This window comes from Nocardioides hankookensis (assembly GCF_042658885.1).
Taxonomy (GTDB): Bacteria; Actinomycetota; Actinomycetes; order Propionibacteriales; family Nocardioidaceae; genus Nocardioides; species Nocardioides hankookensis.
The window spans coordinates 525,399-547,963 of sequence record NZ_JBHSRJ010000004.1; the positions used below are offsets into that span (position 1 = coordinate 525,399).

The 22,565-nt window shown below is 71.6% G+C and carries 21 protein-coding genes and 1 pseudogene; 18 read left to right on the forward strand and 4 right to left on the reverse strand.

Going from position 1 to position 22,565, the window contains the following annotated elements:
- The first annotated feature begins 7 nt into the window (after nt 1-7).
- Nucleotides 8-1,444 (forward strand): aldehyde dehydrogenase family protein, encoded by a 1,437-nt coding sequence (locus ACFPYL_RS08905; protein ID WP_379153050.1) that lies wholly within the window; start codon nt 8-10, stop codon nt 1,442-1,444.
- Here ACFPYL_RS08905 and ACFPYL_RS08910 read toward each other — a convergent pair.
- Nucleotides 1,432-2,076 carry a hypothetical protein gene (locus ACFPYL_RS08910; RefSeq protein WP_379153052.1) on the reverse strand — a complete coding sequence of 215 codons (645 nt, stop codon included), beginning with the start codon at nt 2,074-2,076 and terminating at the stop codon, nt 1,432-1,434. The two genes, ACFPYL_RS08905 and ACFPYL_RS08910, sit on opposite strands and share 13 nt — an antisense overlap.
- A gap of 179 nt (nt 2,077-2,255) precedes the next feature.
- On the opposite strand from ACFPYL_RS08910, the gene ACFPYL_RS08915 reads away from it, so the two are divergent.
- The 11 genes and pseudogenes from ACFPYL_RS08915 (at nt 2,256) to ACFPYL_RS08965 (ending at nt 10,642) form a co-directional block, all read left to right on the forward strand.
- Complete coding sequence (locus ACFPYL_RS08915) at nt 2,256-3,071, forward strand: hypothetical protein (protein ID WP_379153054.1); 816 nt, start codon at nt 2,256-2,258, stop codon at nt 3,069-3,071.
- The gene (locus ACFPYL_RS08920) at nt 3,071-4,054 is read left to right on the forward strand and encodes an alpha/beta hydrolase family protein (RefSeq protein WP_379153056.1); all 984 of its coding nucleotides are present in this window, start codon (nt 3,071-3,073) and stop codon (nt 4,052-4,054) included. Before ACFPYL_RS08915 ends, ACFPYL_RS08920 begins: the two co-directional genes overlap by 1 nt.
- Nucleotides 4,055-4,063: 9 nt before the next feature.
- Nucleotides 4,064-5,293, forward strand: coding sequence for an aromatic ring-hydroxylating dioxygenase subunit alpha (locus ACFPYL_RS08925; protein ID WP_379153058.1), 1,230 nt, complete (start codon nt 4,064-4,066; stop codon nt 5,291-5,293).
- Nucleotides 5,290-6,048, forward strand: a complete 759-nt coding sequence (locus ACFPYL_RS08930) for a hypothetical protein (RefSeq protein WP_379153060.1) — start codon at nt 5,290-5,292, stop codon at nt 6,046-6,048. Before ACFPYL_RS08925 ends, ACFPYL_RS08930 begins: the two co-directional genes overlap by 4 nt.
- The gene (locus ACFPYL_RS08935) at nt 6,045-6,992 is read left to right on the forward strand and encodes a hypothetical protein (RefSeq protein WP_379153062.1); all 948 of its coding nucleotides are present in this window, start codon (nt 6,045-6,047) and stop codon (nt 6,990-6,992) included. The genes ACFPYL_RS08930 and ACFPYL_RS08935 overlap by 4 nt, the downstream gene beginning before the upstream one ends.
- Nucleotides 6,989-7,816: an SDR family oxidoreductase gene (locus tag ACFPYL_RS08940; RefSeq protein WP_379153064.1), complete on the forward strand. Its 828-nt coding sequence runs from the start codon at nt 6,989-6,991 to the stop codon at nt 7,814-7,816. The genes ACFPYL_RS08935 and ACFPYL_RS08940 overlap by 4 nt, the downstream gene beginning before the upstream one ends.
- A complete protein-coding gene (locus ACFPYL_RS08945) occupies nt 7,816-8,466 on the forward strand; it encodes a hypothetical protein (protein WP_379153066.1) in 651 nt (216 codons plus the stop codon). The genes ACFPYL_RS08940 and ACFPYL_RS08945 overlap by 1 nt, the downstream gene beginning before the upstream one ends.
- Entirely contained in the window at nt 8,463-9,209 is a 747-nt protein-coding gene (locus tag ACFPYL_RS08950) for a maleate cis-trans isomerase family protein (protein ID WP_379153068.1), read from the forward strand. Before ACFPYL_RS08945 ends, ACFPYL_RS08950 begins: the two co-directional genes overlap by 4 nt.
- A 21-nt stretch (nt 9,210-9,230) precedes the next feature.
- Nucleotides 9,231-9,389: a hypothetical protein gene (locus tag ACFPYL_RS08955; protein ID WP_379153069.1), complete on the forward strand. Its 159-nt coding sequence runs from the start codon at nt 9,231-9,233 to the stop codon at nt 9,387-9,389.
- An 80-nt stretch (nt 9,390-9,469) separates the two neighbouring features.
- Nucleotides 9,470-10,423 (forward strand): annotated as a pseudogene (locus ACFPYL_RS08960) (RNA polymerase subunit sigma-70); the annotation flags it as partial.
- Nucleotides 10,424-10,480: 57 nt separating this feature from the next.
- Nucleotides 10,481-10,642 (forward strand): hypothetical protein, encoded by a 162-nt coding sequence (locus ACFPYL_RS08965; RefSeq protein ID WP_379153071.1) that lies wholly within the window; start codon nt 10,481-10,483, stop codon nt 10,640-10,642.
- Between the two features lie 328 nt (nt 10,643-10,970).
- Here ACFPYL_RS08965 and ACFPYL_RS08970 read toward each other — a convergent pair whose 3' ends face one another.
- Nucleotides 10,971-11,627 carry a class E sortase gene (locus ACFPYL_RS08970; RefSeq protein ID WP_379153073.1) on the reverse strand — a complete coding sequence of 219 codons (657 nt, stop codon included), beginning with the start codon at nt 11,625-11,627 and terminating at the stop codon, nt 10,971-10,973.
- Nucleotides 11,628-11,703: 76 nt separating this feature from the next.
- Between ACFPYL_RS08970 and ACFPYL_RS08975 the strand changes: the two genes are divergently transcribed.
- From ACFPYL_RS08975 to ACFPYL_RS09000, 6 genes are all read left to right on the forward strand, one after another.
- Nucleotides 11,704-13,764 (forward strand): hypothetical protein, encoded by a 2,061-nt coding sequence (locus tag ACFPYL_RS08975; protein WP_379153075.1) that lies wholly within the window; start codon nt 11,704-11,706, stop codon nt 13,762-13,764.
- Between the two features lie 126 nt (nt 13,765-13,890).
- Entirely contained in the window at nt 13,891-15,222 is a 1,332-nt protein-coding gene (locus ACFPYL_RS08980; RefSeq protein WP_379153077.1) for an ABC transporter substrate-binding protein, read from the forward strand.
- Nucleotides 15,212-15,964: an ABC transporter ATP-binding protein gene (locus tag ACFPYL_RS08985; RefSeq protein ID WP_379153079.1), complete on the forward strand. Its 753-nt coding sequence runs from the start codon at nt 15,212-15,214 to the stop codon at nt 15,962-15,964. Before ACFPYL_RS08980 ends, ACFPYL_RS08985 begins: the two co-directional genes overlap by 11 nt.
- A 76-nt stretch (nt 15,965-16,040) precedes the next feature.
- Nucleotides 16,041-18,902 carry an ABC transporter permease subunit gene (locus ACFPYL_RS08990; RefSeq protein ID WP_379153081.1) on the forward strand — a complete coding sequence of 954 codons (2,862 nt, stop codon included), beginning with the start codon at nt 16,041-16,043 and terminating at the stop codon, nt 18,900-18,902.
- Nucleotides 18,903-18,922: 20 nt separating this feature from the next.
- Nucleotides 18,923-19,531 (forward strand): neocarzinostatin apoprotein domain-containing protein, encoded by a 609-nt coding sequence (locus tag ACFPYL_RS08995; protein WP_379153082.1) that lies wholly within the window; start codon nt 18,923-18,925, stop codon nt 19,529-19,531.
- Nucleotides 19,531-20,751 carry a hypothetical protein gene (locus tag ACFPYL_RS09000; RefSeq protein WP_379153084.1) on the forward strand — a complete coding sequence of 407 codons (1,221 nt, stop codon included), beginning with the start codon at nt 19,531-19,533 and terminating at the stop codon, nt 20,749-20,751. The genes ACFPYL_RS08995 and ACFPYL_RS09000 overlap by 1 nt, the downstream gene beginning before the upstream one ends.
- A 109-nt stretch (nt 20,752-20,860) precedes the next feature.
- On the opposite strand, the gene ACFPYL_RS09005 is transcribed toward ACFPYL_RS09000, so the two are convergent.
- Nucleotides 20,861-21,703 (reverse strand): NAD-dependent epimerase/dehydratase family protein, encoded by an 843-nt coding sequence (locus tag ACFPYL_RS09005; protein WP_379153085.1) that lies wholly within the window; start codon nt 21,701-21,703, stop codon nt 20,861-20,863.
- The gene (locus ACFPYL_RS09010) at nt 21,700-22,521 is read right to left on the reverse strand and encodes a hypothetical protein (protein ID WP_379153087.1); all 822 of its coding nucleotides are present in this window, start codon (nt 22,519-22,521) and stop codon (nt 21,700-21,702) included. Before ACFPYL_RS09010 ends, ACFPYL_RS09005 begins: the two co-directional genes overlap by 4 nt.
- Nucleotides 22,522-22,565 lie beyond the last annotated feature (44 nt).

Consider the following 22,565-nt stretch of genomic DNA (forward strand, 5'->3'; position numbering starts at 1 on the left):
GGGCGCCGTGATCGAGCGGGAGAACCCCGCGCGCACCGACGAGCTCGTCGGCACCGTCGACGTCACCGACCCGGCCGGCGTCGACGCGGCCGTGGGCGGGGCCCGTTCCGCGCAGCGGGCCTGGGCCGCGACGGACCTCGGGGAGCGCTGCGCCGCCGTCCGCGCGGGCGCCGACCGGATCGCCGCCGAGCTCGACGACCTGGCTGTGCTGATGGCGCGCGAGACCGGCAAGGTGCTTCCCGACTGCCGCGGCGAGCTCGGCTTCGCCGTCACCGTGCTGCGCTGGTCGGCCGACCGGGCCGAGGAGCTGCTCGTCGACGAGGTCGTCGACGACGAGGCCGGCCGCCTGCTCGTCCGCCGTCGCCCGTACGGCGTGGTCGCGGCCGTCACCCCCTGGAACGCGCCTGTCATCCTCGCGGTCCTCAAGCTCGGCCCGGCCCTGGTCTCCGGCAACGCCGTGGTGGTCAAGCCGTCGCCGCTGGCGCCGTTCGCGATCTCCCGGGTGGTCGAGCTGCTCGGTGTCGGCCTCCCCGACGGCGTGGTGCAGACCGTGCACGGCGACGCCGAGACCGCGACCGCCCTGGTCGGGCACCCGGGCGTCGACCGGGTGGCGTTCACCGGGGGCGAGCGAGCCGGCCGCGCCATCGCCGCGCTCGCCGGGCAAGCCCTCACCCCGACCCTGATGGAGCTCGGCGGCAACGACGCGGCGCTGCTGCTCGACGACGCCGACCTGGACCCGGAGGCGATGGACCGCCTGGTGATGGCGACGTTCGCGACGTCGGGCCAGGTCTGCATGGCCGTCAAGCGGCTGCTCGTCCCACGCCGACGTCACGACGAGGTGGTCGACGCCTACCGGGCCGCCGCCGAGCGTGTCCTGCGCCTCGGCGACCCGCTGCACGCCGGCGCGACGGTCGGCCCGGTCGTCACCTCCGCCTCCGCCGCCCGCGTGCGCGGGATGGTCGAGGCGGCCGTCAACCGCGGTGCCGAGGCGTTCGTGCTCGGGAGCATGGACCCGGACACCGACCCGAGCCGCGGCTACTACCTGCGCCCCACCCTGGTCCTCGGCGCGACCGACGCCGACGCGCTGGTCAACGAGGAGCAGTTCGGCCCCGCCGTCCCGCTGCTCGCCTACGACTCGCTCGACGAGGGGGTCGCGCGGGCGAACGCCGGCGAGCTCGGCCTGGCCGCCTCCGTCTGGTCGGCCGACGAGGAGCATGCCTTCGCCGTCGCCGCCCGCCTCGACGCGGGCTTCACGTTCGTCAACACCCACAACCGCACCGGGATGGCGCTGCGTGCGCCGTTCGGTGGGGTGAAGCGCTCCGGCTGGGGACGCGAGTACGGCGACGAGGGCGTCCTCGAGCACACCCAGCCCTGCGTGGTGCACGCCCCCGGGGCGTTCCGGGCCGGGGGAGCCGGGCTCGGCGCCTCGGCCTATCCCGGCTGACGAGACCCCGGGGTGCCGTGGCCGACTTGGTTGTCGACAACCAACCCGGCCACGGCACTCCGGAGGATGCCCGCCGCCGACTCCCAGCTGAGGTGCCGTTCATTAGGTGACGGATCGTCGACCAGCGCCAGGCGGAGCCCGGTCACCAGCGCGTGCACGTGGCATGTCTCCAGATCGGTGACGCGCCTCCCGCAGATCCGGTCCAGCTCAGCGCCGAGCCGGTCCCGCTCGTCATCCACCAGACCGGCGAGGATCGCTGACGGCGCAGGGCGGCCGCGCGCCGCCTCCCCCCGCGCCAGCTCGACGAGCGCGCGCAGGACCTGGACGGCGTGCCTCTCTGTCGCAGACCTGGGAAGGCGGGCGGGCAGGTCGTGCTGGCGGTCGGGCCCGGACCAGGACCGCCATCGCCGACCGAAGACGATGCAGACCAGCTCGATGACGCGGGCGCGCGGATACTCGTTCAGCAGGGCCTGCGGCGTGACGTTCATGGCCCGGGCGAGTGCACCCACGCTCCAGCCGTCCACACCCACCCCGCGCAGCAGGAGCACGGTCTCGTTCGTGAGTCGGTCCGAGACCTCGCCGGCGTACGGGCGAAGGAACGGCTCGTCGTCGGAGAACCAGTCGGCATGCACGGTGCAAGCGTGGTCGCTCCGCGACAGTGCTGCACGCGCCTTCCACAGGTACTGCCTTCCACCGGCGGGCGCCCGACTTTTCGCGGATGCTTGCCCTGATGCCGGACAACCCTTTCGCGATGTCGTAGATTATATATACTTTGACCACCCACCCCGAGCAGAGCCGGCCGAGGAGCACGATGAGCCAGAACCTGAAGTCCGTGCAGGAGTACTTCGACGAGGCGCCGCCCACCGACATCTCGGAGACGTTCGGCACCTGGCTCGCGCTCGTCGAGAAGCTCAAGGCGCGGCTGACGGAGCGGTTCGAGCTGACCCGCGACCCGTCCTCGGAGGTGCTCGAGGCGTTCGGCGGGGAGAACGGCGGGCCGACCGGCCGGGTCCGGACGTACGCCGGTCCGGAGATCGACTGGATGGTGCACTCCCACATGGAGAACGCCGCGATGGGCTTCTGCAACGTGCACCTCACCGTCTGGCTGGGCCCGCAGGTGCGGGTGCCGCACTTCGGGATGGCGCTCGGTGCGTTCCCGCAGGGCTGGGTCTACCTCGACTCGGTGCCGCGGTCCAACCTGCTGACCGACACCGACTCGTTCGACCGCTACTACGGCTCGGTCAACGAGCGGTGGGAGCAGGTCCGGCAGGAGAACACCTTCCTCGAGCCGTTCGTCAGCCGCAGCGCGTTCGTCCGCGCCGGCCTGTCGCCGACGGCCCACTGCTACATGGCGCCGGCCGACCAGCGCACCACCGACCTGGTCGCCGAGCTCGCCGAGGAGCACCTCGAGCGCTGGATCGGCTGGGTCGACGCGGCCGAGCGCGTCCCGGCCGAGGAGCAGGCAGCGCTCTCCGCCCACGACGAGCTGATCCGCCGCAACATCGCGGAGCGCGACCCGGCCAACGAGATGGGTGACCGGTTCTTCGGCCCCGAGATGACGAACACCCTGGTCCGCGCCCTGTGGGGCGGAGACCGCCAGCTCCCGCACGCGCACGAGTCGGCCTGATGCTGGTCCGCACCGTCCGCACCGCGGCGCGCATCCCCGGCGCGGAGCCGCCGTACGACACGGCACACGTCACCGTGCGCTACCCGGCGCTGCCGCCGAGCAACGACGCGGAGCGCATGAGCGGCGCGCTCCGGGCCGACCCGGCCGGCGCGCCGTACCCCGTCGTGGTCCTGCTGCCCGGCGTCAACGTCGCCGCCGACTCCTACCGCTGGCTCGCCTTCGAGCTGGTCGGCGCCGGGTTCGTCGTCGTCGGCTACGACTGGGTCGGCGAGCTGTTCCCGGGGCAGTACGGCCTGACGCCGGGGGTCGACATGCTCGGCGTCGGCCCGGACACCTACGGGTCGCGGCCGACCACCCAGGCGCTCGCGCCCGTGCTGGCGGCGGTCGCCGACCTGAACGAGTCGGGCGCACTGGCCGGGTTGCTCGACCTCGACAACGTGGGCCTGTTCGGCCACTCGGCAGGCGGGACGGTGGCGCTGCAGTCGGCCCGGCCCGAGTGGTTCCCGCAGGTGCGGGCGGTCGTCACGTTCGGCGCGCACACCATGGCGTCCCAGATGCTCGGCCACCCGCCCGCGACGGTGCTGCCGACCGGACTGGCCGCGCCGACCATGATCGTCGCCGGGACCCACGACGGCGTCGTCGCCGCCAGTGCGATCCGGTACGGCGAGGAGGCCGGCGCGCCGGCGCACGACCCCGTGCTGCGGACCTGGGCCGAGGCGATCCCCGCCGCCACGGAGGCGTGGCTGGTCAAGCTCGCCGACGCCGGCCACATGTTCGCCGCGCACCCCGACGACCCGTCCACGGGGCGCGGCTTCCTCGAGGAGCCGACCGCCGCCGACGACGACCGGCTGCGCGAGGTGCTCGCCGACCTCGTGGTCACGTTCCTCCTGACCCACCTGGCGGGGGAGCCCGCCGCCAAGGACCGGCTCGAGCGCCTGGCCGAGCAGCCCCCGACCGACATCGCCGACGTACGTCGACGCTAGGAGAGTCCGATGTTCAAGAACTTCTGGTACGCCGTCGAGTTCAGCTCGGACGTCGTGCCCGGCAAGCCGAAGAAGGTCAAGATCCTCGGCCAGCAGCTGGTGCTCTACCGCAAGACCAGCGACAACTCGGTCGTCGCCATGTCCGACCTGTGCGTGCACCGCGGTGCCGCGCTGTCCGGCGGCGAGATCAAGGGCGACTGCATCGTCTGTCCGTACCACGGCTGGGAGTACAAGCCGAACGGCGAGGTGCAGAAGATCCCCGCCCACCCCGACAAGGGGATCCCGCGCAAGGCCCGCATCGACTCCTACCCGGTGCAGGAGAAGTACATGTTCGTGTGGGTCTACCTCGGTGACCTGCCCGAGGAGGAGCGCCCGCCGATCCCGGACTGGTCCGACATCGACAACACCGAGGAGTACCGCGCCGTCACCGGCGAGTTCCTCTGGAAGTCGAACTACGAGCGGATCCTCGAGAACGGCGTCGACGTCTCGCACACGCCGTTCGTGCACGGCGGCGTCTTCGGCAACAAGGAGAAGCCGGAGGTCCCCGAGTTCGAGATCGAGAGCTCGCCCTGGCACTGCAAGGTGTCGGTGGTCCTCAACCCGCCGAACTCCAAGGGCATCTGGGGGATGCTCAACCCCAACAAGACCAAGGACCTGATGTCGCGCCCGCCGGTCCCGGTCTCGACGACGTGGTGGCTGCCCAACCTGCTGCTGCTCGACGTGAAGACGCCGATGGGCCAGCTGAAGATCTTCGACGTCAACATCCCGATCGACGAGGAGACCACCCTGGTCAAGTTCGTCGCGCTGCGGACGTTCTTCAAGGGCAAGTGGGCCGACGGCGACGCCCGTCGCCGCGTCTTCAAGGTGCTCTACGAGGACCAGGTCGTCGTCGACACCGTGCGTCCCGAGCTGCTGCCCTTCGACCTCTCCGACGAGCTGCACGTGAAGAGCGACTACAACGCCGTGCTCTACCGCCGTCGTCGTCAGGAGCTGATCGAGGCCGGCTGGAGCGTCGAGGGCAACACCATCGTCGGCGAGGGTCCGGCGCGGGTCGAGCAGCGGGTCATCCCGTCGCCGGTCCGCAAGGAGGTGCCCGAGCTCGCGAGCGCGTGGAACTTCAAGGAGGTCCGCAGCCGGGAGATCCTCTCCGGCAACGCCGACCGGGCCAAGCGCGGGGACGTGCCGCGCACCGACACCCTGGCCAACCCCGACTCGACGATCGAGGAGATCAAGGCATGAGCCTGCCCCGCAACCTCTGCCACGGCACGCTGGACGAGATCGTCGAGCGCGGTGGCCTGACCGAGGTCACCGGCGCCGACGGCGGCCCCTACCTCGAGCTCGTGTCCTCGGCGTTCCCGGGCGGCCAGGCGCCGGTCGGCGAGGCGCGCGTCTTCACCGGCGACTCGATCGCCAAGGTCGTGTACGTCGGGCTCGCGGTGCCGCAGATCGGCCTGGACAGCCACATGGTGTTCGCGTTCTGTCCCGCCGACGTGGCGGTCCCGCACTTCACCCTCGACTCGGTCCAGGGGCAGGGCACCTACGCCTTCCACCTCGACCTGATCCCGCGGGCCGACCTCGGCACCCACCTGCCCTACCTCGACTGGGCGCACACGCCGCTGGACGCGACGTACGAGGAGGTCGAGTCCCGGCCGGGCCTGATGAAGACCGCGATCGGCCCGCGCCAGTTCGCGATGATGTCGCCCTGGATGCTGGTGCACCGCGCCGAGGACGAGGCGTTCCGCGGCATCTCGGACGCCGTGAAGGCCTACCTCGACCACTGGTTCAGCCTGGTCGAGGCCGGGGTCCCGGCGGAGGTCGTCGCCGACGTCGCCGACACCGACCTCGCGGCCCGGGACGCCCGCAACCGCACCAACGTCTTCAGCCCGGACGTCGACAAGGTCTGGGCGCAGGTCGAGCGGCTGATCGGCCACGAGCAGACGGAGGCCGTGCGCGGCCTGCTGCTCGACAACTGTCCTCCGGAGGTGTCGGCGTGAGCAGCACCAGTGAGTGGCAGAAGCGGATCGAGGGCGAGTGGCACGGCCGCCCGGGTCTCTTCGACGCCGAGGGCAACCACGTCGGGTTCGAGCGCGTTGACCGGGCGAGCGTCGTCGAGGACGGTGTCTCCCGCTACTGGATGAACACCCAGCTCGAGGGCGCCGGCCCGCTGCGCAACCGGTTCGAGCTCGGCGCCCACTTCGACTTCGGCATCGTCGACTCCGACGAGAACCGCGTCTACTGCGGCCCCGACTTCTACGGCACCGGCCAGCCCTACGGGCTCTTCGTCGAGGCCAACTACTACTCGCCCGGCTGGCAGGCCGACCTGCGCACCTGGAACCAGGTGCTCGCCGACGGGGAGACCCAGGTCTACTCCTCGGTGCTGCACGACGGCTGGGCCGTCTGCGCGGTGTTCAACGGCATCTACAAGCGCACGTTCGACCACCACACCAACCCGGAGACCCAGCAGTTCGTCGACGACTGGATCGCCCTGGAGACCAGCCGGGGCTCGCGCCCGCAGGTGCTGCCCACCAAGGAGAAGGGCGCCTGGACAGGCGAGCTGTTCGTCAACCCGGTCGACCAGAGCGACGCCGGCAAGGTCAGCGTCACGATCGAGCACGACCCGCTCTCGCTGCGGCGCGCCCGCCAGCAGGTGACCTGGTCGGGCGACCTCGAGCGCAGCTACGGCTTCGAGCGGCTGCGTGACGGTGCCCGCACCCAGTACGAAGGCCCCGACGTGTGGGGCAACGCGATCTCGTACGGCCGTGCGCTCTTCACCGGCCAGCACCTGATGAACGCCGACGCCCGTGGCGTCGAGAAGATCCGCGGCCGCGAGGTCCTCATCGACCCCGGCACCCGCGAGCTCGCGGTCGTCTGGCAGCTGCTGCGCGGCGAGACCACCACCCACTTCGTGCACGGGCTCCTCACCTGGGAGTCCGCGTGAGTGCAGGAGGCGGTCGCGTCGTCGTCGTCACCGGCGGCACCCGCGGCATCGGCCTGGGCCTGGCCCGGGAGCTGATGGCGCGTGGCTGCAAGGTCGTCGTGTGCGGCCGCTCCGAGACGAGCGTGCGGACCGCCCTCGACACCCTCGGTGACGGTGCGACGGGGCAGGTCACCGGCGTGGCTGCCGACGTCACCTCGCGGGCGTCGGTGCAGGCGCTGTGGGACCACGCCGTCGCGACGTTCGGGCACGTCGACATCTGGATCAACAACGCCGGCATCTCCGCACCGCGCCGCCCGCTGCCGGAGGTCGCCGAGGACACCGTCGAGTCGGTGGTCGCCACCAACCTGTTCGGCGCCACCAACGGCTGTGTCGTCGCGATGGCCGGCCTGCAGGCCCAGCCGGCCGGCGGCTGGATCTGGAACATGGAGGGCTTCGGCTCGACCGGCCAGGTGCAGCCGGGCATGGCGACGTACGGCGCCTCCAAGCGCGCGGTCACGTACCTGACCGAGTCCCTGGTCAAGGAGACCAAGGGCACCAACGTCAAGGTCGGCTTCCTCTCTCCTGGCATCGTCGCCACCGACCTGCTGATGGACGACTACGCGGGTCAGCCCGAGGCGTTCGAGAAGGCGCAGAAGATCTTCAACATCCTCGGTGACCGGGTCGAGACCGTGACGCCGTGGCTGGCCGACCACCTGCTCGCGGCGAAGAAGTCCGGCACCCGCGTCGCCTGGTTGACCACGCCGAAGGCGATGGGCCGCTTCATGAAGGCGGGCTTCCGCAAGCGCGACATCTTCAGCACCGCCTCGGCACCAGGGGCCGCCTGATGGCGGTCGACCCCTGCACCGAGTACGGCCTCGCGCTCGCGCTCGAGGACTTCGTCCCGGTGCTGCTCGCCGGCGCCGGCACGGTGGTGCTCGGGCAGTACGCCGGGCGCGTGCTGCCCGCCGTACGCGTCCCGGCGCTGCTCGCCGGTGCCCTGGTGTTCGTGGGTGGCCTGGCCAAGGCGACCTGGAAGCTGCTGGTCGCCTCCGAGCCCTGCCGCAACTACCCGTTCCTCGAGAACATGCTCTTCCCGTGCCTGGCGTTCGGCTTCGCAGGCATCGCCTGCGCGCTCCTCGGGGTGTGGCGGCGCCAGCAGGTGCCGTGGTGGCCGTTCCTGGTGCTGCCGGTGCTCGGCGCCGCCGCCGCGGTCGCGGTGTGGGACACCTGGCCGCTGCTCATCGTCGCCGCCCTCGGTGCGGTCCTGGTCGGGGTGCTGGCGATCAGGCTCAGCCTGCGTGACGGTGACCGGCTGGGTGCCGCACTGTTCGTGGTCTACATCGTCGGCACGCTGGTGCTGCCGCCGTTGGCCGGGCGCCCGGACCAGTCCGAGTCGCTCCAGTGGGGGGAGCAGTCGACCAACACCCTGGTGCAGCTCTGCTTCCTGCTCGGCTCGCTGCGGCTGCTGCGTCGTACGCCGGGAGTGCGGCTGTGACCGACCGCCTCGGCTGGCGCCGCAAGTTCGGCGTGATCGCGCCGAGCACCAACACGATCGTGCAGCCCGAGTTCGACATGATGCGGGTCCCGGGCGTCACGTCGCACTACGGCCGGATCCTGATCCGCGACGGCCGGATCGGCGACGACGCGGGCATGGAGGCGCTGCTCGAGCAGATCCGTGCCTCGATGGCCGACTGCGTCGAGGGCATCATGACCATGGAGCCGGACTACATGGTGATGGGCATGAGCGCCGAGACGTTCTGGGACGGCGTCGAGGGCAACCGGCAGTTCGTCAAGCAGATCCAGGGCCTCTCCGGTGGCCTGGGCGTCGCCACCGGCGCCGAGGCGTGCGAGCGCGCCCTGCACCTCTTCGGTGCGAGGAAGATCGGCGTGGTCACGCCGTACACGCCGATCGGCGACGCGAACGTGCGGAAGTTCTTCACCGAGCTCGGCTTCGAGGTCGGCGAGATCAAGGGCCTGAGCTGCCCGAGCGCGGTCTCGATCGCGCACGTCAGCGAGCAGACCCTGCGCGAGTCGATGCTGGCCGTGAACGACTCCGACGTCGACGCGATCGTGCAGTGCGGCACCAACCTCTGCATGACCGAGCTCGCCGACGAGGCCGAGCGCTGGCTCGACAAGCCGGTGATCGCGATCAACGCCGCCACCTGGTGGATGGCGCTGCGCGAGAACGGCATCGAGGACCGGCTGCACGGCTACGGCACCCTCCTGCGCGAGCACTGACCCGGTCCGTACCCTCGACCCATGTACGCCGCCCTCTGGCGCCTGCTCCCCGGCCCGACCTGGCTCAAGGTCGCCGAAGCCGCCGTCCTCCTCGTCGCCGTGGTCTGGATCCTCCTCGCGTGGGTCTTCCCGACGGTCGAGCCGCACCTGCCCTTCGACCGGATCACCGTGGGGGAGTAGCCCCCCGCGACCGCCGGTGATGAGTTCTCGCGCGCGGGCCCGTCACATGTACGACGGGACGTGACGAGAGTGAGGATGCTGCGATGAGCGTGGACCTGCTGGAGGAGCCGGCGTTCGCCGAGGCGACGCAGCGACACCGCCGCGAGCTGCACGTGCACTGCTACCGAATGCTCGGGTCGTTCGAGGACGCCGAGGACACCGTGCAGGAGACGTTGCTGCGGGCCTGGCGCCGGAGGGAGACCTTCGAGGGGCGGTCGACGTTCCGGGCCTGGCTCTACCGGATCGCCACCAACGCCTGCCTCGATCTGCTCGCCAAGCGGCGCCCGCAGCCGGCGACCGGTGGCGAGGTGCCGTGGCTCCAGCCCTACCCGGACCGGCTGCTCGACGAGCTGCCCGCCGTCGGCGCCGACGAGCCCGAGGCGCTCGCGCTCGCCCGGGAGACGATCGAGCTGGCCTACCTGGTCGCGGTCCAGCACCTCGCGCCACGCCCGCGCGCCGTACTGATCCTGCGCGACGTGCTCGGCTGGCCGGCCAAGGACGTCGCCGACCTCCTCGGCGACTCCGTGAACTCCGTCAACAGCGCCCTCCAGCGCGCCCGCGCCGGCATGCGCGAGCACCTGCCCGCCGAGCGCCAGGACTGGACCGGCGGCGAGGAGGACGCCGGCACGCGCGAGCTGGTACGCCGCTTCACCGACGCCAGCGTGGCCACCGACATCGACGTGCTCGCCACGATGCTGCGCGACGACGTCCGCTGCTCGATGCCCCCGACCCCCGGCCTGCACGTCGGCCGCGACACCGTCGTCGGCGACTGGGTGGCCGACGGCTACCCGGAGCTGACCGGCCTGCGCGCCGTACCCACCTCGGTCAACCGCCAGCCCGCGGTCGGCTTCTACCTGTGGCAGGAGCGCGAGGCGGCGTACCTGCCCCTGACCATCGACGTGCTCCGCATCTCCGGCGGCGCCATCACCGAGATCGTCATCTTCCACGCCGACCAGTTCCCGCGGCTGGGCCTGCCGGACCGGCTCCCCGCCTGACCCGCCGGGATCTTCCCGAAACGGCACCTGGGGGAGCAACGGTGGGACCATGGTGCGATGGGAAAGCTCAGCGAGCTGCTCCGCGGATGGCAGCGTGGTCGTGCGGCGTACGGATCGGCGGCCGCGCCCCAGCCGTTCGAGCTCGACGTGCCGGACGACCTGCGCCGAGCCGTCGACGACGAGAACGAACGTCGCGCGGCGGACGAACCGGAGGACTGACACCAAGGCGACAGCCCGGCGCTGCCGCGATCGATCGCGGCTGGAGTCCAGCCGAACTGACTCCAGGACAGCCCACTCGCGGCGGAATGCTCCTACCGGTGGTGTCGATCGACCGGGCGGTGAGCAGGCAACCACATCCGCCCGGAATCGGACGGCATTCGGTTGCTGGCGCACCGGCGCCGTATCGCGCACACGGCCGCTTCGTCGTAGAACTGCGGACCTAAGCGCTCTGCCTCGAGTGCGGCCGCGCTCACTGCCCGGTCCCTGCGGGGCATCAGTCCACACTTCTACGAGAAGCCGCTGCATCCTGGGCGAGATGTCCGCCCAGTCAGCCCAGCTCGGCGGGCGGGCCGGCGTCGGCGCTGCGTCGTTCGACCAGCTGGGCGCCGACGACGAGGCGTTCGGTGGAGCTCCAGCGGGGGTTGCAGGTCACGAGGGTCACGGTGCGCTGCTCGGCCTTCGTGCCGGGGTGGCCGGCGACGGGGGCGAGGACCTCGGTGGCGCTGGGGCTGAGGATGCGGACCCAGGTCACGTCGTAGACGAGCCAGCCGTCGACGGTCTCGACGACGACGGGGTCGCCGACCTGGAGCTTGTCGAGCTCGGCGAAGGGTTCGCCGTGGGTGGCGCGGTGGCCGGCGACGGCGAAGTTGCCGACCTCACCGGGGAGGGCGGTGCCGGGGAAGTGGCCGGGGCCCTTCGCGAGGTCGTCCTCGCTGACGCCCTCGACGACGACCCAGCTCCACTTCTTCCCGAGGGCGGGGATGTGCAGGATGCCGAAGCCGTCACCGGACTTCGGTGCCTCGACCTTGCCGGCGCCGCGGTGGTGGCCGGCCTGCTGTTGGGCGTGGAAGTCGTCGCGCAGGTCGTCCTGGGCGGCGGCGGTGCGGTGGTTGGTCCACACCAGCAGGTAGAAGACGAACGCCGCGAGCACCAGGCCGACGGTGATCGCGAGCTCCGCGACCGCCCGGATGGTGAATCGAGTCACCGAACCCCCCACGCTCTGCACCAAATGAATATATCATCGCCGAAACGTCGGAACGGGTCTTCGCAGGAGGTCGTGGATGAGGTCAGGGGTGCGCGTCCTCGCCGCGCTGCTGGTCGTCGGCTCGGCCGCATCCTATGGACTCGTCGCCGCCGGCACCGCCCAGGCCGTGGCGTCACCGACCGGTGGCTGCTGGACCTACACCCCGAGCGCCGCTGCCCTCGACGCGCCGCCCGCGAGCGACGTCTCGACGTCGCTCGGGCCCTGGACCACCGTGGCCGACGGCGGGTACACGCTGACGACGGCCGGCGCGACCGCGGTCGGCGGCGAACGCACCGTCACCGCCACGATCGGCAGCGGTCCGGTTGTCTCGACGACCGCCGCCGTCACCGGTACGGCGTCCTTCCTGCTCTCCGTCGACGGGACCGCGCTCGCCGACCCGGTCGAGGTCCCGTTCACCGCCGACGCGGGGGACCCGGTGGAGGACCTGGTCGCCGAGGTCGACGTACCGATCGCCGCCGCGGGCGCGCACCAGGTGCGGCTCGACGCGGTCTACCTCGACGTCCCCGGCCAGTCGCTCCGGGTGGCCTGCAACGGCCAGGGCTCCGGGACCGCCGGCGGCCCCAACCCCGCGACGACCCCGCTGCCGACCGACCTCACCTCCAGCTACAACGCCGTGGCCTCGGCGACGGCCGTCGTCACCGCGGTGGCCGACCAGGCGGTCCTCGACGCCGGTCGTCCCAGCGACGTCGTGTCGGTGGACCTGACCGGTCTGGCGTCGTCCGCGGCGGCCTCGCTGCAGCTCTGCAGCACGGCCGATGTCTGCACGACCGTCGGCGACGTCGTGACCGAGCCCGATGGCTCGGCGACCACCACGTTCATGGTGCCGGCGGGGGCACCGGTCGGGACCGGAATCCTGCGTGTCGACGACGGCACGTCCCGCGTCGACACGGGCTTCACGGTCCTCGGCGCCCAGACGGTCGTCGCCGCCGAGGCGCTCGAGACCGACTCCACGGTCGTCACCCTGACCGGCACCGGCTGGGACCCGCAGCGACCCGTCATCATCCGGGGGTACGCCGGGACGGACAGCTCGGCGGAGGCCACCAGCGACCCGGACGTGGTCGTCGACGTCGACGCGACCGGCGGGTTCACCGCCGACTTCGAGGTGTCCGACGAGGACACCGAGTCCGTCATCGCCGACCAGGCCCGCTCGGCCAGCCACATCGGTGCGGTCTACCTGATCTCCGGGGTGATCGGCGGCGCGGTCACCGACGACCCCACCGACCCGGACGAGGACGACCCGACGACGGACGACCCGGCCGGCGACGCCGACACGCCCGGCTCGACGGTGACGACGCCGGGCTCGGTCACGACGCCGGACGTCGTGCCGCCCGACGACATCCCGCTGCCCGGCGACGTACCCGTCGAGGAGCCGGAGTCCGAGACGCCGGCTGCGACGACCGCCGAGGCGGACCTCTCGGTGAGCGAGGCCCACCTCGACGGCCACACGACCCTGGGCGAGCTCTTCGGCGGAGCGCCCGAGCGCGACCTCGTCTTCCTCGTGGAGAACGTCGGCGACACGACCGTCGACAACCCGATCGTCCGGGTGACGGTCGGGCGCACCGACGACGTCGAGCCCGAGGTCGTCCCGGTCGAGGTCAAGGCCCTGGACCCGGGCGAGCAGGCCGTGGTCACCGTCCCGCTCGAGCTGCCGATGGCCGCCTTCGGCACCTACCACGTGGTCGGCCAGGTGGGGGACACCGGACTCGGCGCCTTCCAGGTCGAGTGGACCACCTATCCCTGGGGACTCTTCGCGCTCAACGCGCTCGCCCTGGTCCTGCTCGCCGTCGGCATCCGGCACCGGGTCACGGAGCGGCGGCGGGTCGCGGCGGCCGCGCTACCCGCGGTCGGCGACGCCGACGCGGTGGTCGACACCGAGGCGGCGGAGGCCTGGTGGGCCTACCGGGCCGGCGTCGGCCCGAAGCCGTCGGACCCGGTCGTCGTACCTGTCGGGTTCACGACCGTGGCGCCGCCCCCGCCGCCCGAGGAGCCGATGTCCGGCGAGGCCGTCGTGGACCTGGACGCGGCCGAGACCTGGTGGCGGCGACGTGCCGAGAGGAGCGGTTCTCATGCGTCCTAATATCGTATATGGTGTACGGAATTGCGTTTCCCGAGGTGACCACCGGATGGGGGAGTGACGTCAGTCGTGCCTGGCACAAAGCGGAGCTGGACTCGGGATCGATCGGCGCTGGTGCGCGTCGGTGCCGTGGGAGCCGCCCTCGCGCTGGCGCTCGTCGGCTGCGGCACGATGATGCCGGGCGGCAACACCACGGGCGGCACCACCGGGGCTGACCTCGCCGGCGCCGCCGAGGGCCCCGACGGGCCCGGGGTGAGCGACGACTCCGTCAAGGTGGTCTTCGTCGCGGTCGACCTCGACGCGGTCAAGAAGATCACCGGCTTCAACACCGCCTCGGTCGGTGACCAGGAGGCGCAGGTCCAGGCCCTCGAGGACTGGGTCAACGACCACGGCGGCATCGGCGGCCGCAAGCTCGACGCCGTCTTCCGCCTGTACGACGGGGTGAAGGACACGCCGGCCGCCGAGGAGCAGCTCTGCAACCAGATCACCCAGGACGACAAGGCGTTCGCGGTCGTGATGACGGGGCAGTTCCAGACCAACGCGCGGCCCTGCTACGCCGATCGGCAGACGCTCGTGCTCGATGCCTCGCTCTACGCGATGAGTACCGACTACTTCGACCAGTACTCGCCGTACCTGTGGACCGCCAGCTTCCCGGAGTACGACGCGTTCGTGCGCGCCTACGTCAAGGTGCTCACCGAGCAGGCGTTCTTCGACGGCAAGGACAGCGTCGGGCTGGTCGCCGCGGACTCCCCGGTCAACCGCAAGACCATCGAGAACCTCGCCGTCCCGCTCCTCAAGGACGCCGGCGTCGAGCCCGAGGTCGCGTGGATCGACACGACGGACACCGCCACCCTCTTCGAGGGCCTGACCCAGGGCGCGATCACCTTCCGGAGCAAGAAGGTCGACCGGGTGATGTTCCTGGGCGGGTCGCGGCTCGCCGCCCTGTTCGCCACCGCCGCCGCCACCCAGGGCTACGAGGCGAAGTACGCGATCTCGAGCTACGACAACCCGACGTACTTCATCAACAACAAGAGCAAGGTCCCGCCGGGCTTCACGGACGGGATGGTCGGCATCGGGATCCACCCGCCGCAGGACGTCCCCGACGACGACCTGCCGTTCCCCAGCGGCAAGGCCGAGACCGCCTGCCTGAAGATCTACTCCGACGCCGGCATCACCTTCGAGTCCCGCGAGTCCGCCCGGGTGGCACTGCCCTACTGCGACGCCGCGCGGCTGCTGAAGCTGGGCGCCGACGGCATGGCCGACGGCGCGTCCTTCAACGCGGCGGCGTGGGCGCAGTCCGTGGACGCCCACGGCTCGTCGTTCCAGACCGCCTCGGGCTTCGGCAACGCGCTCGGCGACGGCGGCCGGGCGGCCTCCGGCGCCTACCGGGTGCTCAAGTACGACGAGGCGAAGGGTCACTTCGTCTACGAGGGACCCGAGGTGCCCTTCGATGACGAGTGACGTGACGAGCGCTCCGGCGCTGTCGTGCGCCGGCATCCGGGCGTCGTACGGCCCGGTGCAGGTGCTCTTCGACGCCGGCCTGACGGTGGAGCAGGGGGAGATGGTCGCCCTGCTCGGCCCGAACGGCGTCGGCAAGAGCACCCTGCTCAAGGTCATCGGTGGGCTCCTCAAGCCCGACGACGGCTCGGTGCACCTCGGCGGCGTCGACGTCACGGCACTCTCGACCCGCAAGCGGGTCGGTCACGGCCTGTGCCAGGTGGTCGGCCAGGCGACGTTCCCGTCGCTCAGCGTCACCGAGAACCTCGCCATGCACGGCTACACGTCCGGCAGCAGGAAGTGGACGAAGGAGGCGGTCGAGGCCGCGCTCGCCGTCTTCCCGCGGCTGCACGCCCGGCGCGACCAGCCCGCCGCCAACCTCTCCGGGGGTGAGCGGCAGATGCTCGCGCTCGCGAAGGCGATCGTCGTCGAGCCGAAGGTGCTCGTCATCGACGAGTTCTCGCTCGGGCTCGCGCCGGTGGTCGTCGGCGGCCTGATGGAGCTGGTGCGCCGGCTCAACGAACGGGGGAGCGCCGTGCTCCTCGTCGAGCAGTCGGTCAACGTCGCGCTCTCGCTCGTCCACCGCGTCTACATGATGGAGAAGGGCGAGATCATCGCCGAGGAGCAGGCCTCGACCCTGGCCGCCGACCCCGAGCGGGTGCGGGCGCTGATGCTGGGCGGCCACGCGGCGGGGGTGAGCGCGTGAGCGAGCGCAGCGAGCGAACCATCCAACACAGCGCGGCTAGTGCCTCGTGCGCGCACGGAGCGAAGCGAGTACGTGCATGAGCGAGTTCGACTTCGGGCTCGACCGGTTGGTGATCGGGCTCTTCACCGGCCTGACCTACGGCATGCTCGCCGTCGGCCTGGTGCTGGTCTACCGCTCCAGCCGGTTCGTGAACTTCGCGCACGGCGCGGTCGGCGTCTTCGGTGCCTCGATGCTGGCGCTCTTCGTCGCCGACTGGGGCGCGCCCTACTGGGTGGCCTTCGTCGTGGCGGTCATCGTGGCCGCGCTGCTGTCCGGCCTCATCGAGGTCGTCGTCGTACGACGGCTCGAGGGACGCCCCAGCCTGGTCGGCATGATCGCGACGCTGGGCCTCTCCCAGCTGATCCTCGTCAGCGCGCTGCTCATCAACACCGACGGCGTCAGCGGCTTCACGTTCCCGAAGCCGACGCACCTGCCGACCTTCCAGGTCCAGTCGCTCCCGATCGGCACGCCGTACGTCGCGATGCTGGTGCTCGCGCCCGTGGTGCTCGCCGGCCTCGGCTGGTTCCTGAAGCACCACCGGATGGGCATGGCGATCCGGGCGGCCGCGGACGATCCGGACACCGCCCGGCTCGAGGGCATCCCGGCCCGCTGGATGGCCACCCTGTCCTGGGCGATCGCCGGCGGCATCGCTGCGTTCTCCGCGATCCTGGTGACGCCGACGACCACCGGCGCCGGCATGGACGGGCTCGGACCCGACCTCCTGCTCAAGGGCCTCGCCGGCGCGGTGATCGCCCGGATGTCGTCGATCCCGATCGCGATCGCGGCCTCGCTCGGCATCGGCGTGATCGAGCAGCTGCTGCTCTCCAACCCCGACACCCGCGACCTCGTGACGGTCGTCATCGCGCTGATCATCGTGGTGGCGCTGCTGCGCCAGCCGCAGCTCGGCCGGTCCGGCCAGGACAAGGGCCGCTGGCGCCGGGTCGTGCTGCCGCCGCTGCCCGCGTCGTACCGCACCGTGCGCAGCATCGTCTGGCTCCCGCGGCTGTGCGTGGCCGTCGGCATCATGGTCGCGGTCGGACTGGCGTACGTCGTCAGCAACGACACCGCGTCGGTGCTGACCCTGGTGTCCGGCTACACGCTCGTGGGCCTCAGCGTCGGGCTGCTGACCGGCGTCTCCGGCCAGCTCTCGCTCGGCCAGTTCGCGTACGCCGGCATCGCCGCGGCGGCGTCGGTCCACGTGGCGGCGTCGACCCACAACTTCCTCTTCGGCGTCCTCTGCGGGGTCATCACCGCCGCGCTGGCCTCGGCGATCGTGGGCATCCCGGCCATGAGGCTCAAGGGCCTGGCGCTCGCGGTGTCCACGCTCGCGTTCGCCCTCGCGACGTCGTCGTGGCTCCTGCGCCAGGAGCTCTTCCTCGGCGACGGACTCTCGCCCGCCAAGCCGACCTGGTGGAACTACCCGCTCGAGTACGCCGTCGACTACTACCTCTTCGCGCTCGTCGTGCTGTGCCTCGGCGTGTGGATCGCCAACAACCTGCGCCACGGCGGCTTCGGCCGGATGGTCCAGGCGCTGCGCGACAACGAGCACGCGGCCCGCGCCTTCACGGTGCCCAACCGGCTGCGGATGCTCCAGCTGTACGCCGTCTCCGGCGCGCTCGCCGGGCTCGGCGGCATCGTGATCGGCCACGGGCAGTCGCAGCTGACGGTGAACTCGTTCCCGGCGGACGCCAGCATCGAGGTCGTCGCCGTGACCGTCGTCGGTGGCCTGACCGTCACGCTCGGCCCGCTGCTGGGCGCCCTGATCATCGTGGGTCTGCCCGCGCTGGTCGGGATGGGCATGGTCGGCCAGGCCGTCCTCGCCGTCGCGTGGCTGCTCGTGGTGATCTTCCTGCCCGACGGCCTCGGTGGCGTGCTGGTCCGCGGCCGGGACGAGCTCTACGACTGGCTCGCTCGCAGGCACGGCATCGACCCGCTGCGCGAGCGGCACGGCGTCTTCGACGTGAGCGGCCAGGCCTCCTCGCCGCTGCACGAGAAGCCGCGCCTCGAGGGGCTGGTGCCCCGGGTGGGTGCGAGCGCCCGCAGCGCCGGTCCGATCCTGACCGTCGACAGCGTGTCGCGCCGCTTCGGCGGTGTCGTCGCCGTCGACCACGTGGGCTTCCAGGTGGCGCCCGGAGAGATCCTCGGCGTCATCGGGCCGAACGGCGCCGGCAAGACGACCTGCTTCGAGATCGTCGCCGGCTTCACCGCGCCCGACCGAGGCCGGATCGTCTTCGACGGCATCGACGTCACCGGGGCCACGCCCGAGGAACGCGCCCGCGAGGGCCTGGTGCGCTCCTTCCAGGACGCCGCCCTCTTCCCGACGCTGACCGTGCACGAGACGCTGATGATCGCCCAGGAGCGGGCCGAGCCGACCCGGCTCTGGGCCTCCGCCCTCGGTGTGCGCACCGCGGAGCGGACCAAGACCGAGGCCGCCGACGAGGTGCTCGAGCGGATGCGGCTCACCCGCTTCGCCCGCCACTCGGTCGGCGAGCTGTCGACCGGCACCCGCCGCGTCGTCGAGATCGCGTGCCTGCTCAGCCTCCAGCCGCGGGTGCTCCTGCTCGACGAGCCGTCCGCCGGCATCGCCCAGAGCGAGAGCGACGCCCTCGGCGACCTGCTGCTCGGCATCCGCGACGAGCTCGGGACGACGATGGTCGTCATCGAGCACGACCTGCCGCTGCTCTCGCGGCTTTCGGACCGGATGCTCGCGATGAACCTCGGGCGCGTCATCGCCGCCGGCACCCCGGACGAGGTGCGCAACGACCCGGCGGTCGTCACGTCGTACCTCGGTGCCGACCAGGCCGCCATCCACCGCTCCGGGCTCCGCCTCGCGACCGGTGCCGACGACCCCGACCCCGACCCGCTGGTGACCCGCATCCAGTCGGTGCCCAGCCGATGAACAACCTCGAGGAGCTCCCCGTGAGACGACCGATGTCCCTGCTGGCCCGCGTGAGCGCGGGCGTCGCCGCCCTGGTGGTGGTCCTGGTGACCGCTCCGCCCGGCTTCGCGGCGCCGACGCTGTCGATCAGCCAGACCGACAACCTCACGGACGGCCAGGTCGTGACGATCTCGGCCTCCGGGTTCGAGCCCAACCTGAGCAACATCGCGATCGGGCAGTGCACCGAGGACTACGTGGGTCCCGCCGACTGCAACACCGTCACGGGTGCGGTGTTCAAGGTCGCGGACGCCAGCGGCAACGTCGCGCCCTTCACGATCAAGGTCGCCGAGGTCTTCGGTGGGCACGACTGCACGAAGGAGCAGTGCGTGATCGCCGGCGCACCTCTCCCGACGAACGCCGACGCGGCCACGATCAAGGCGAACACGTACGTCGCGAAGATCAGCTTCGGCGCCGCCGAGGCCGAGCCCACCGCTGCGGCGACGACGGCGGCCGCCGACGGCGGCACGCTGCCGAAGACCGGCGCCGGCGACTCCGTGCCGGTGCTGATGCTCGGCGCCAGCGCCCTGCTGGCCGCCGGCATCGGCGTGATGCTGCTGGTGCCGGGCCGCCGGCGTGGGGAGCACGGCTGATGAACCTCCGGCACCCGCTCGCAGCCGTCCTCGGCGTCGCCGGGATCGTGGTCGGCGCGATCGCGGCGATGGGTGCGCCCGCGACCGCGGCCGGCGACGAGCTGGTCGCCACGACGACCTTCAACTGCACCAGCACGTTCCCGGCGTACAGCTGGAACGGCGAGATCACGCTGTCGGCGGTCCGGCCGGCGAGCTCGACCACGGTGACGGTGACCGCGAGCCTCTCCCAGATGTCCGGCGTCTCGCCGGTGGCGATGACCGACCTGGACTTCACCAACAGCCTCGCCCTCACCCTCGGTGGCACGGCGGTCACGCTGACCGGCAGCGGCAAGGTCAACGCCGCGGCGTCGGCACCCTTCGACATGCCGGACCTCCAGGGGACGTTCACCTCCAGCGCCGACGACGTGGCGGCGGTGGTGACCGGCTACGACTTCGAGGTGGTGCTCTACTCGCTCGCCTTCCACTGCACGCCGACGGCAGGCGCCGCACTCGGCACCCTGACGCTGGCGGAGGGAACGCCGCCCGTCATCACCCCGAGCGTCACGCCGACGACGACCGCCAGCGCCACGGCCACGCCGTCGGCGAGCGCCAGCCCGACCGCGAGCTCGACGGCGACCACCGGCAAGGCCGCCTCGGGCAAGGTGCCGTTCGCGTGCACGCTGTCCATCGGGAGCGAGTTCGACTACGACGCCAAGGTGTCGGTCAGCGGCTACCGCGAGGACGAGGGCGACCCGGTCTCGCTGGTTGCGACGATGAGTGACCTGCCGGGCATCGCGCCGGTCCCGATCATCGGTGACATGGACTTCACCCTCGACGCCAAGGTCGGCGGGTCGAAGACGACGCTCACGAGCAGCGGCTCGATCAACGCCCAGCCGAACGACGACGTACCGGTGACGGACCTGACGGGCGAGGTCGACGAGTCCGACGACGAGCTCCCGGTCTCCATCAGCGCCTTCTCGTTCGACTTCCCGTCGGGAGGTGTCGGTGCGACCTGCACCGCCGACGCCGTGTCGCTGGGGACGATGACCGTCGGCAGCGAGCCGGTCGACGTGGACTCGCCGACCGCCGACGGCTCGACCTCGACGTCGGCGTCCGGCGGGGACCTCCCGAAGACCGGTGGCGGCGACTCGATGCCGGTCGTGGCGCTCTGGGCGCTGGCTCTCACGCTGCTCGGCGCCGCCGGGCTGCTGTGCGTGCCGAGGGCCCGCCGCCAGCACTGAGGCGGCTGCCGTACGTCGGGATAGCCAGCAACAGAACGGCCCTTGGGACACGCTCCCAAGGGCCGTTCTGTTGCTGGCTATCCCCGCGGGCCGCCAGCCAGGCGCCGCGTCAGAGCGCGTACGACCGCCCGGCGACGAACCCGGCGGCGGTGAGCCGGGCGACCGAGATCGGCTTCGTCGGCGACGCGATCTCGTCGCGGTAGACGAGCGCAGGGAGGCCCTGGTCGGCCGAGATCGCGTCGAAGAGCGTCTGGTTGGTCGGCGGCACCTCGGCGTGCGTCAGGTTGTGCACCCCGGTGATCCGCGACTCCAGGGCGTGCACGATCGCGTCGACGGCGTCCTCGACGGCGAGCCGGTAGAACAGCGCGTCGGCGCTGAACGGCACCGAGCCGCCGAGGTACTGGTGCGCCATCGCGATCTTCGCCTCGATCGGCGGGTCCTCGGCGCCGAAGATGTCGCCGCAGCGGAAGACGCAGGTGCGGTCGCCGGCACCGTCCAGGTAGGTCTTCTCCATCGCCAGGAACATGGTCGGGCTCGGGTCCGTCGAGTCGGTGACGGGGGAGTCCTCGGTGACCTCGGGCAGGTGGTCGGCGGCGTTGCCGTAGACGGAGAGCGACGACAGCGCGACGAGGTACGGCGTACCGCCCGCACCGATGACCGACTCGGCCGTGTCGACCAGGATCTCCCGGTACGACGCGGCGCGGTCCTCGGGGGTCATCGCCCGCTGCGCGGACGGTCCGGCGGCGACGACGACCGCGTCGCGGCCCACCATCGCGGCCTCGACCGCCTCGCGGTCGCTGCCGCGCAGCACCAGCACCTCGTCGAGCTGCTCGCGCAGCCCGTCGACCTTGGCCGGCGTCGTCGTCGTGCCGGCCACCTCGTGGCCGAGCTCGCGCAGCCTCGCGCCCACCTGGGTGCCGACGAGGCCGGCACCGATGACCAGGACCCTCATGCGTCCAGCTCCGCGATCTGGCCGAGACCGGCGCGGGTCGCGACCAGCTCCTCGACGCGGGCGGCGCCCAGGAACCGCTTCGACAGCTCGTTCATCGGGTCCATCGTGTAGCCGTAGGTGCGCACCAGGTGGTCGCGCTTGCGCAGCTCGGCGCGCTCCTCGACCGGCACCGGCTGTGCGTCGGCGACCCAGCCCAGCCAGGTGTCGACCCGGTCGCGGACGGCCTCGCCGAAGACCGCGACGGCCTCCTCGTCGCTGCAGGTCGCCATGTAGGAGTTGGCGATCGGCGAGTTGAAGGCCCGCATGTAGGTGCCGTGGCTGACCGACCAGATGAAGCGGTCGTCGCCGCGCAGCCGCAGCCACTTCTCGTTCTGCGGGTCGAAGTAGCGGTTGAGGTAGTCGATGTCGGTCATCGGGTCCCGGCGCGGGACGACGTCGCTGAAGTGGAAGACGTTGGGCACGGTGCCGAAGACCAGCACCAGGTGCGGCACGTCGATGTGCGGGCCGAGCCAGACCTGGAGGTTCATGTCCAGGATCGACGCCTTGCGGTTGCCGATCCAGGAGTGCACCAGCCACTCGACGCCCTCGTCCGGGTCGCCGACGTACGGGTTGAGCGAGCCCTCGTACCCGCCGTCCTCGGAGGCCCAGTACTCGAGGCCGGCGCCGGAGGCGTGCGGGTGCACCTCGAGCGCCGTCGTGATCTTGTCCTTCGCCTCGCTGAGGATGCCCCACAGCGCCGCCCACAGCTCCGAGCGGTCGACGTCGGGGGCCTCGGCCAGGAACTCGTGGATCGTCTTCGTCTGCGTGCTACTCGTCATGCTGGACAGAATATGGATATATGATCTACGAAGTCACGCAAATC

Excerpts from the sequence above, each read along its gene's own strand:
- ACFPYL_RS08955 (WP_379153069.1), top strand. The coding sequence starts at position 9,231 with ATGTACGCCGCCCTCTGGCGCCTGCTCCCCGGCCCGACCTGGCTCAAG.
- ACFPYL_RS08985 (WP_379153079.1), top strand. The coding sequence starts at position 15,212 with ATGACGAGTGACGTGACGAGCGCTCCGGCGCTGTCGTGCGCCGGCATC.
- ACFPYL_RS08975 (WP_379153075.1), top strand. The coding sequence starts at position 11,704 with ATGAGGTCAGGGGTGCGCGTCCTCGCCGCGCTGCTGGTCGTCGGCTCG.
- ACFPYL_RS08915 (WP_379153054.1), top strand. The coding sequence starts at position 2,256 with ATGAGCCAGAACCTGAAGTCCGTGCAGGAGTACTTCGACGAGGCGCCG.
- ACFPYL_RS09010 (WP_379153087.1), bottom strand. The coding sequence starts at position 22,521 with ATGACGAGTAGCACGCAGACGAAGACGATCCACGAGTTCCTGGCCGAG.
- ACFPYL_RS09000 (WP_379153084.1), top strand. The coding sequence starts at position 19,531 with ATGAACCTCCGGCACCCGCTCGCAGCCGTCCTCGGCGTCGCCGGGATC.
- ACFPYL_RS08945 (WP_379153066.1), top strand. The coding sequence starts at position 7,816 with ATGGCGGTCGACCCCTGCACCGAGTACGGCCTCGCGCTCGCGCTCGAG.
- ACFPYL_RS08925 (WP_379153058.1), top strand. The coding sequence starts at position 4,064 with ATGTTCAAGAACTTCTGGTACGCCGTCGAGTTCAGCTCGGACGTCGTG.
- ACFPYL_RS08965 (WP_379153071.1), top strand. The coding sequence starts at position 10,481 with ATGGGAAAGCTCAGCGAGCTGCTCCGCGGATGGCAGCGTGGTCGTGCG.
- ACFPYL_RS08990 (WP_379153081.1), top strand. The coding sequence starts at position 16,041 with ATGAGCGAGTTCGACTTCGGGCTCGACCGGTTGGTGATCGGGCTCTTC.
- ACFPYL_RS08920 (WP_379153056.1), top strand. The coding sequence starts at position 3,071 with ATGCTGGTCCGCACCGTCCGCACCGCGGCGCGCATCCCCGGCGCGGAG.
- ACFPYL_RS08930 (WP_379153060.1), top strand. The coding sequence starts at position 5,290 with ATGAGCCTGCCCCGCAACCTCTGCCACGGCACGCTGGACGAGATCGTC.
- ACFPYL_RS09005 (WP_379153085.1), bottom strand. The coding sequence starts at position 21,703 with ATGAGGGTCCTGGTCATCGGTGCCGGCCTCGTCGGCACCCAGGTGGGC.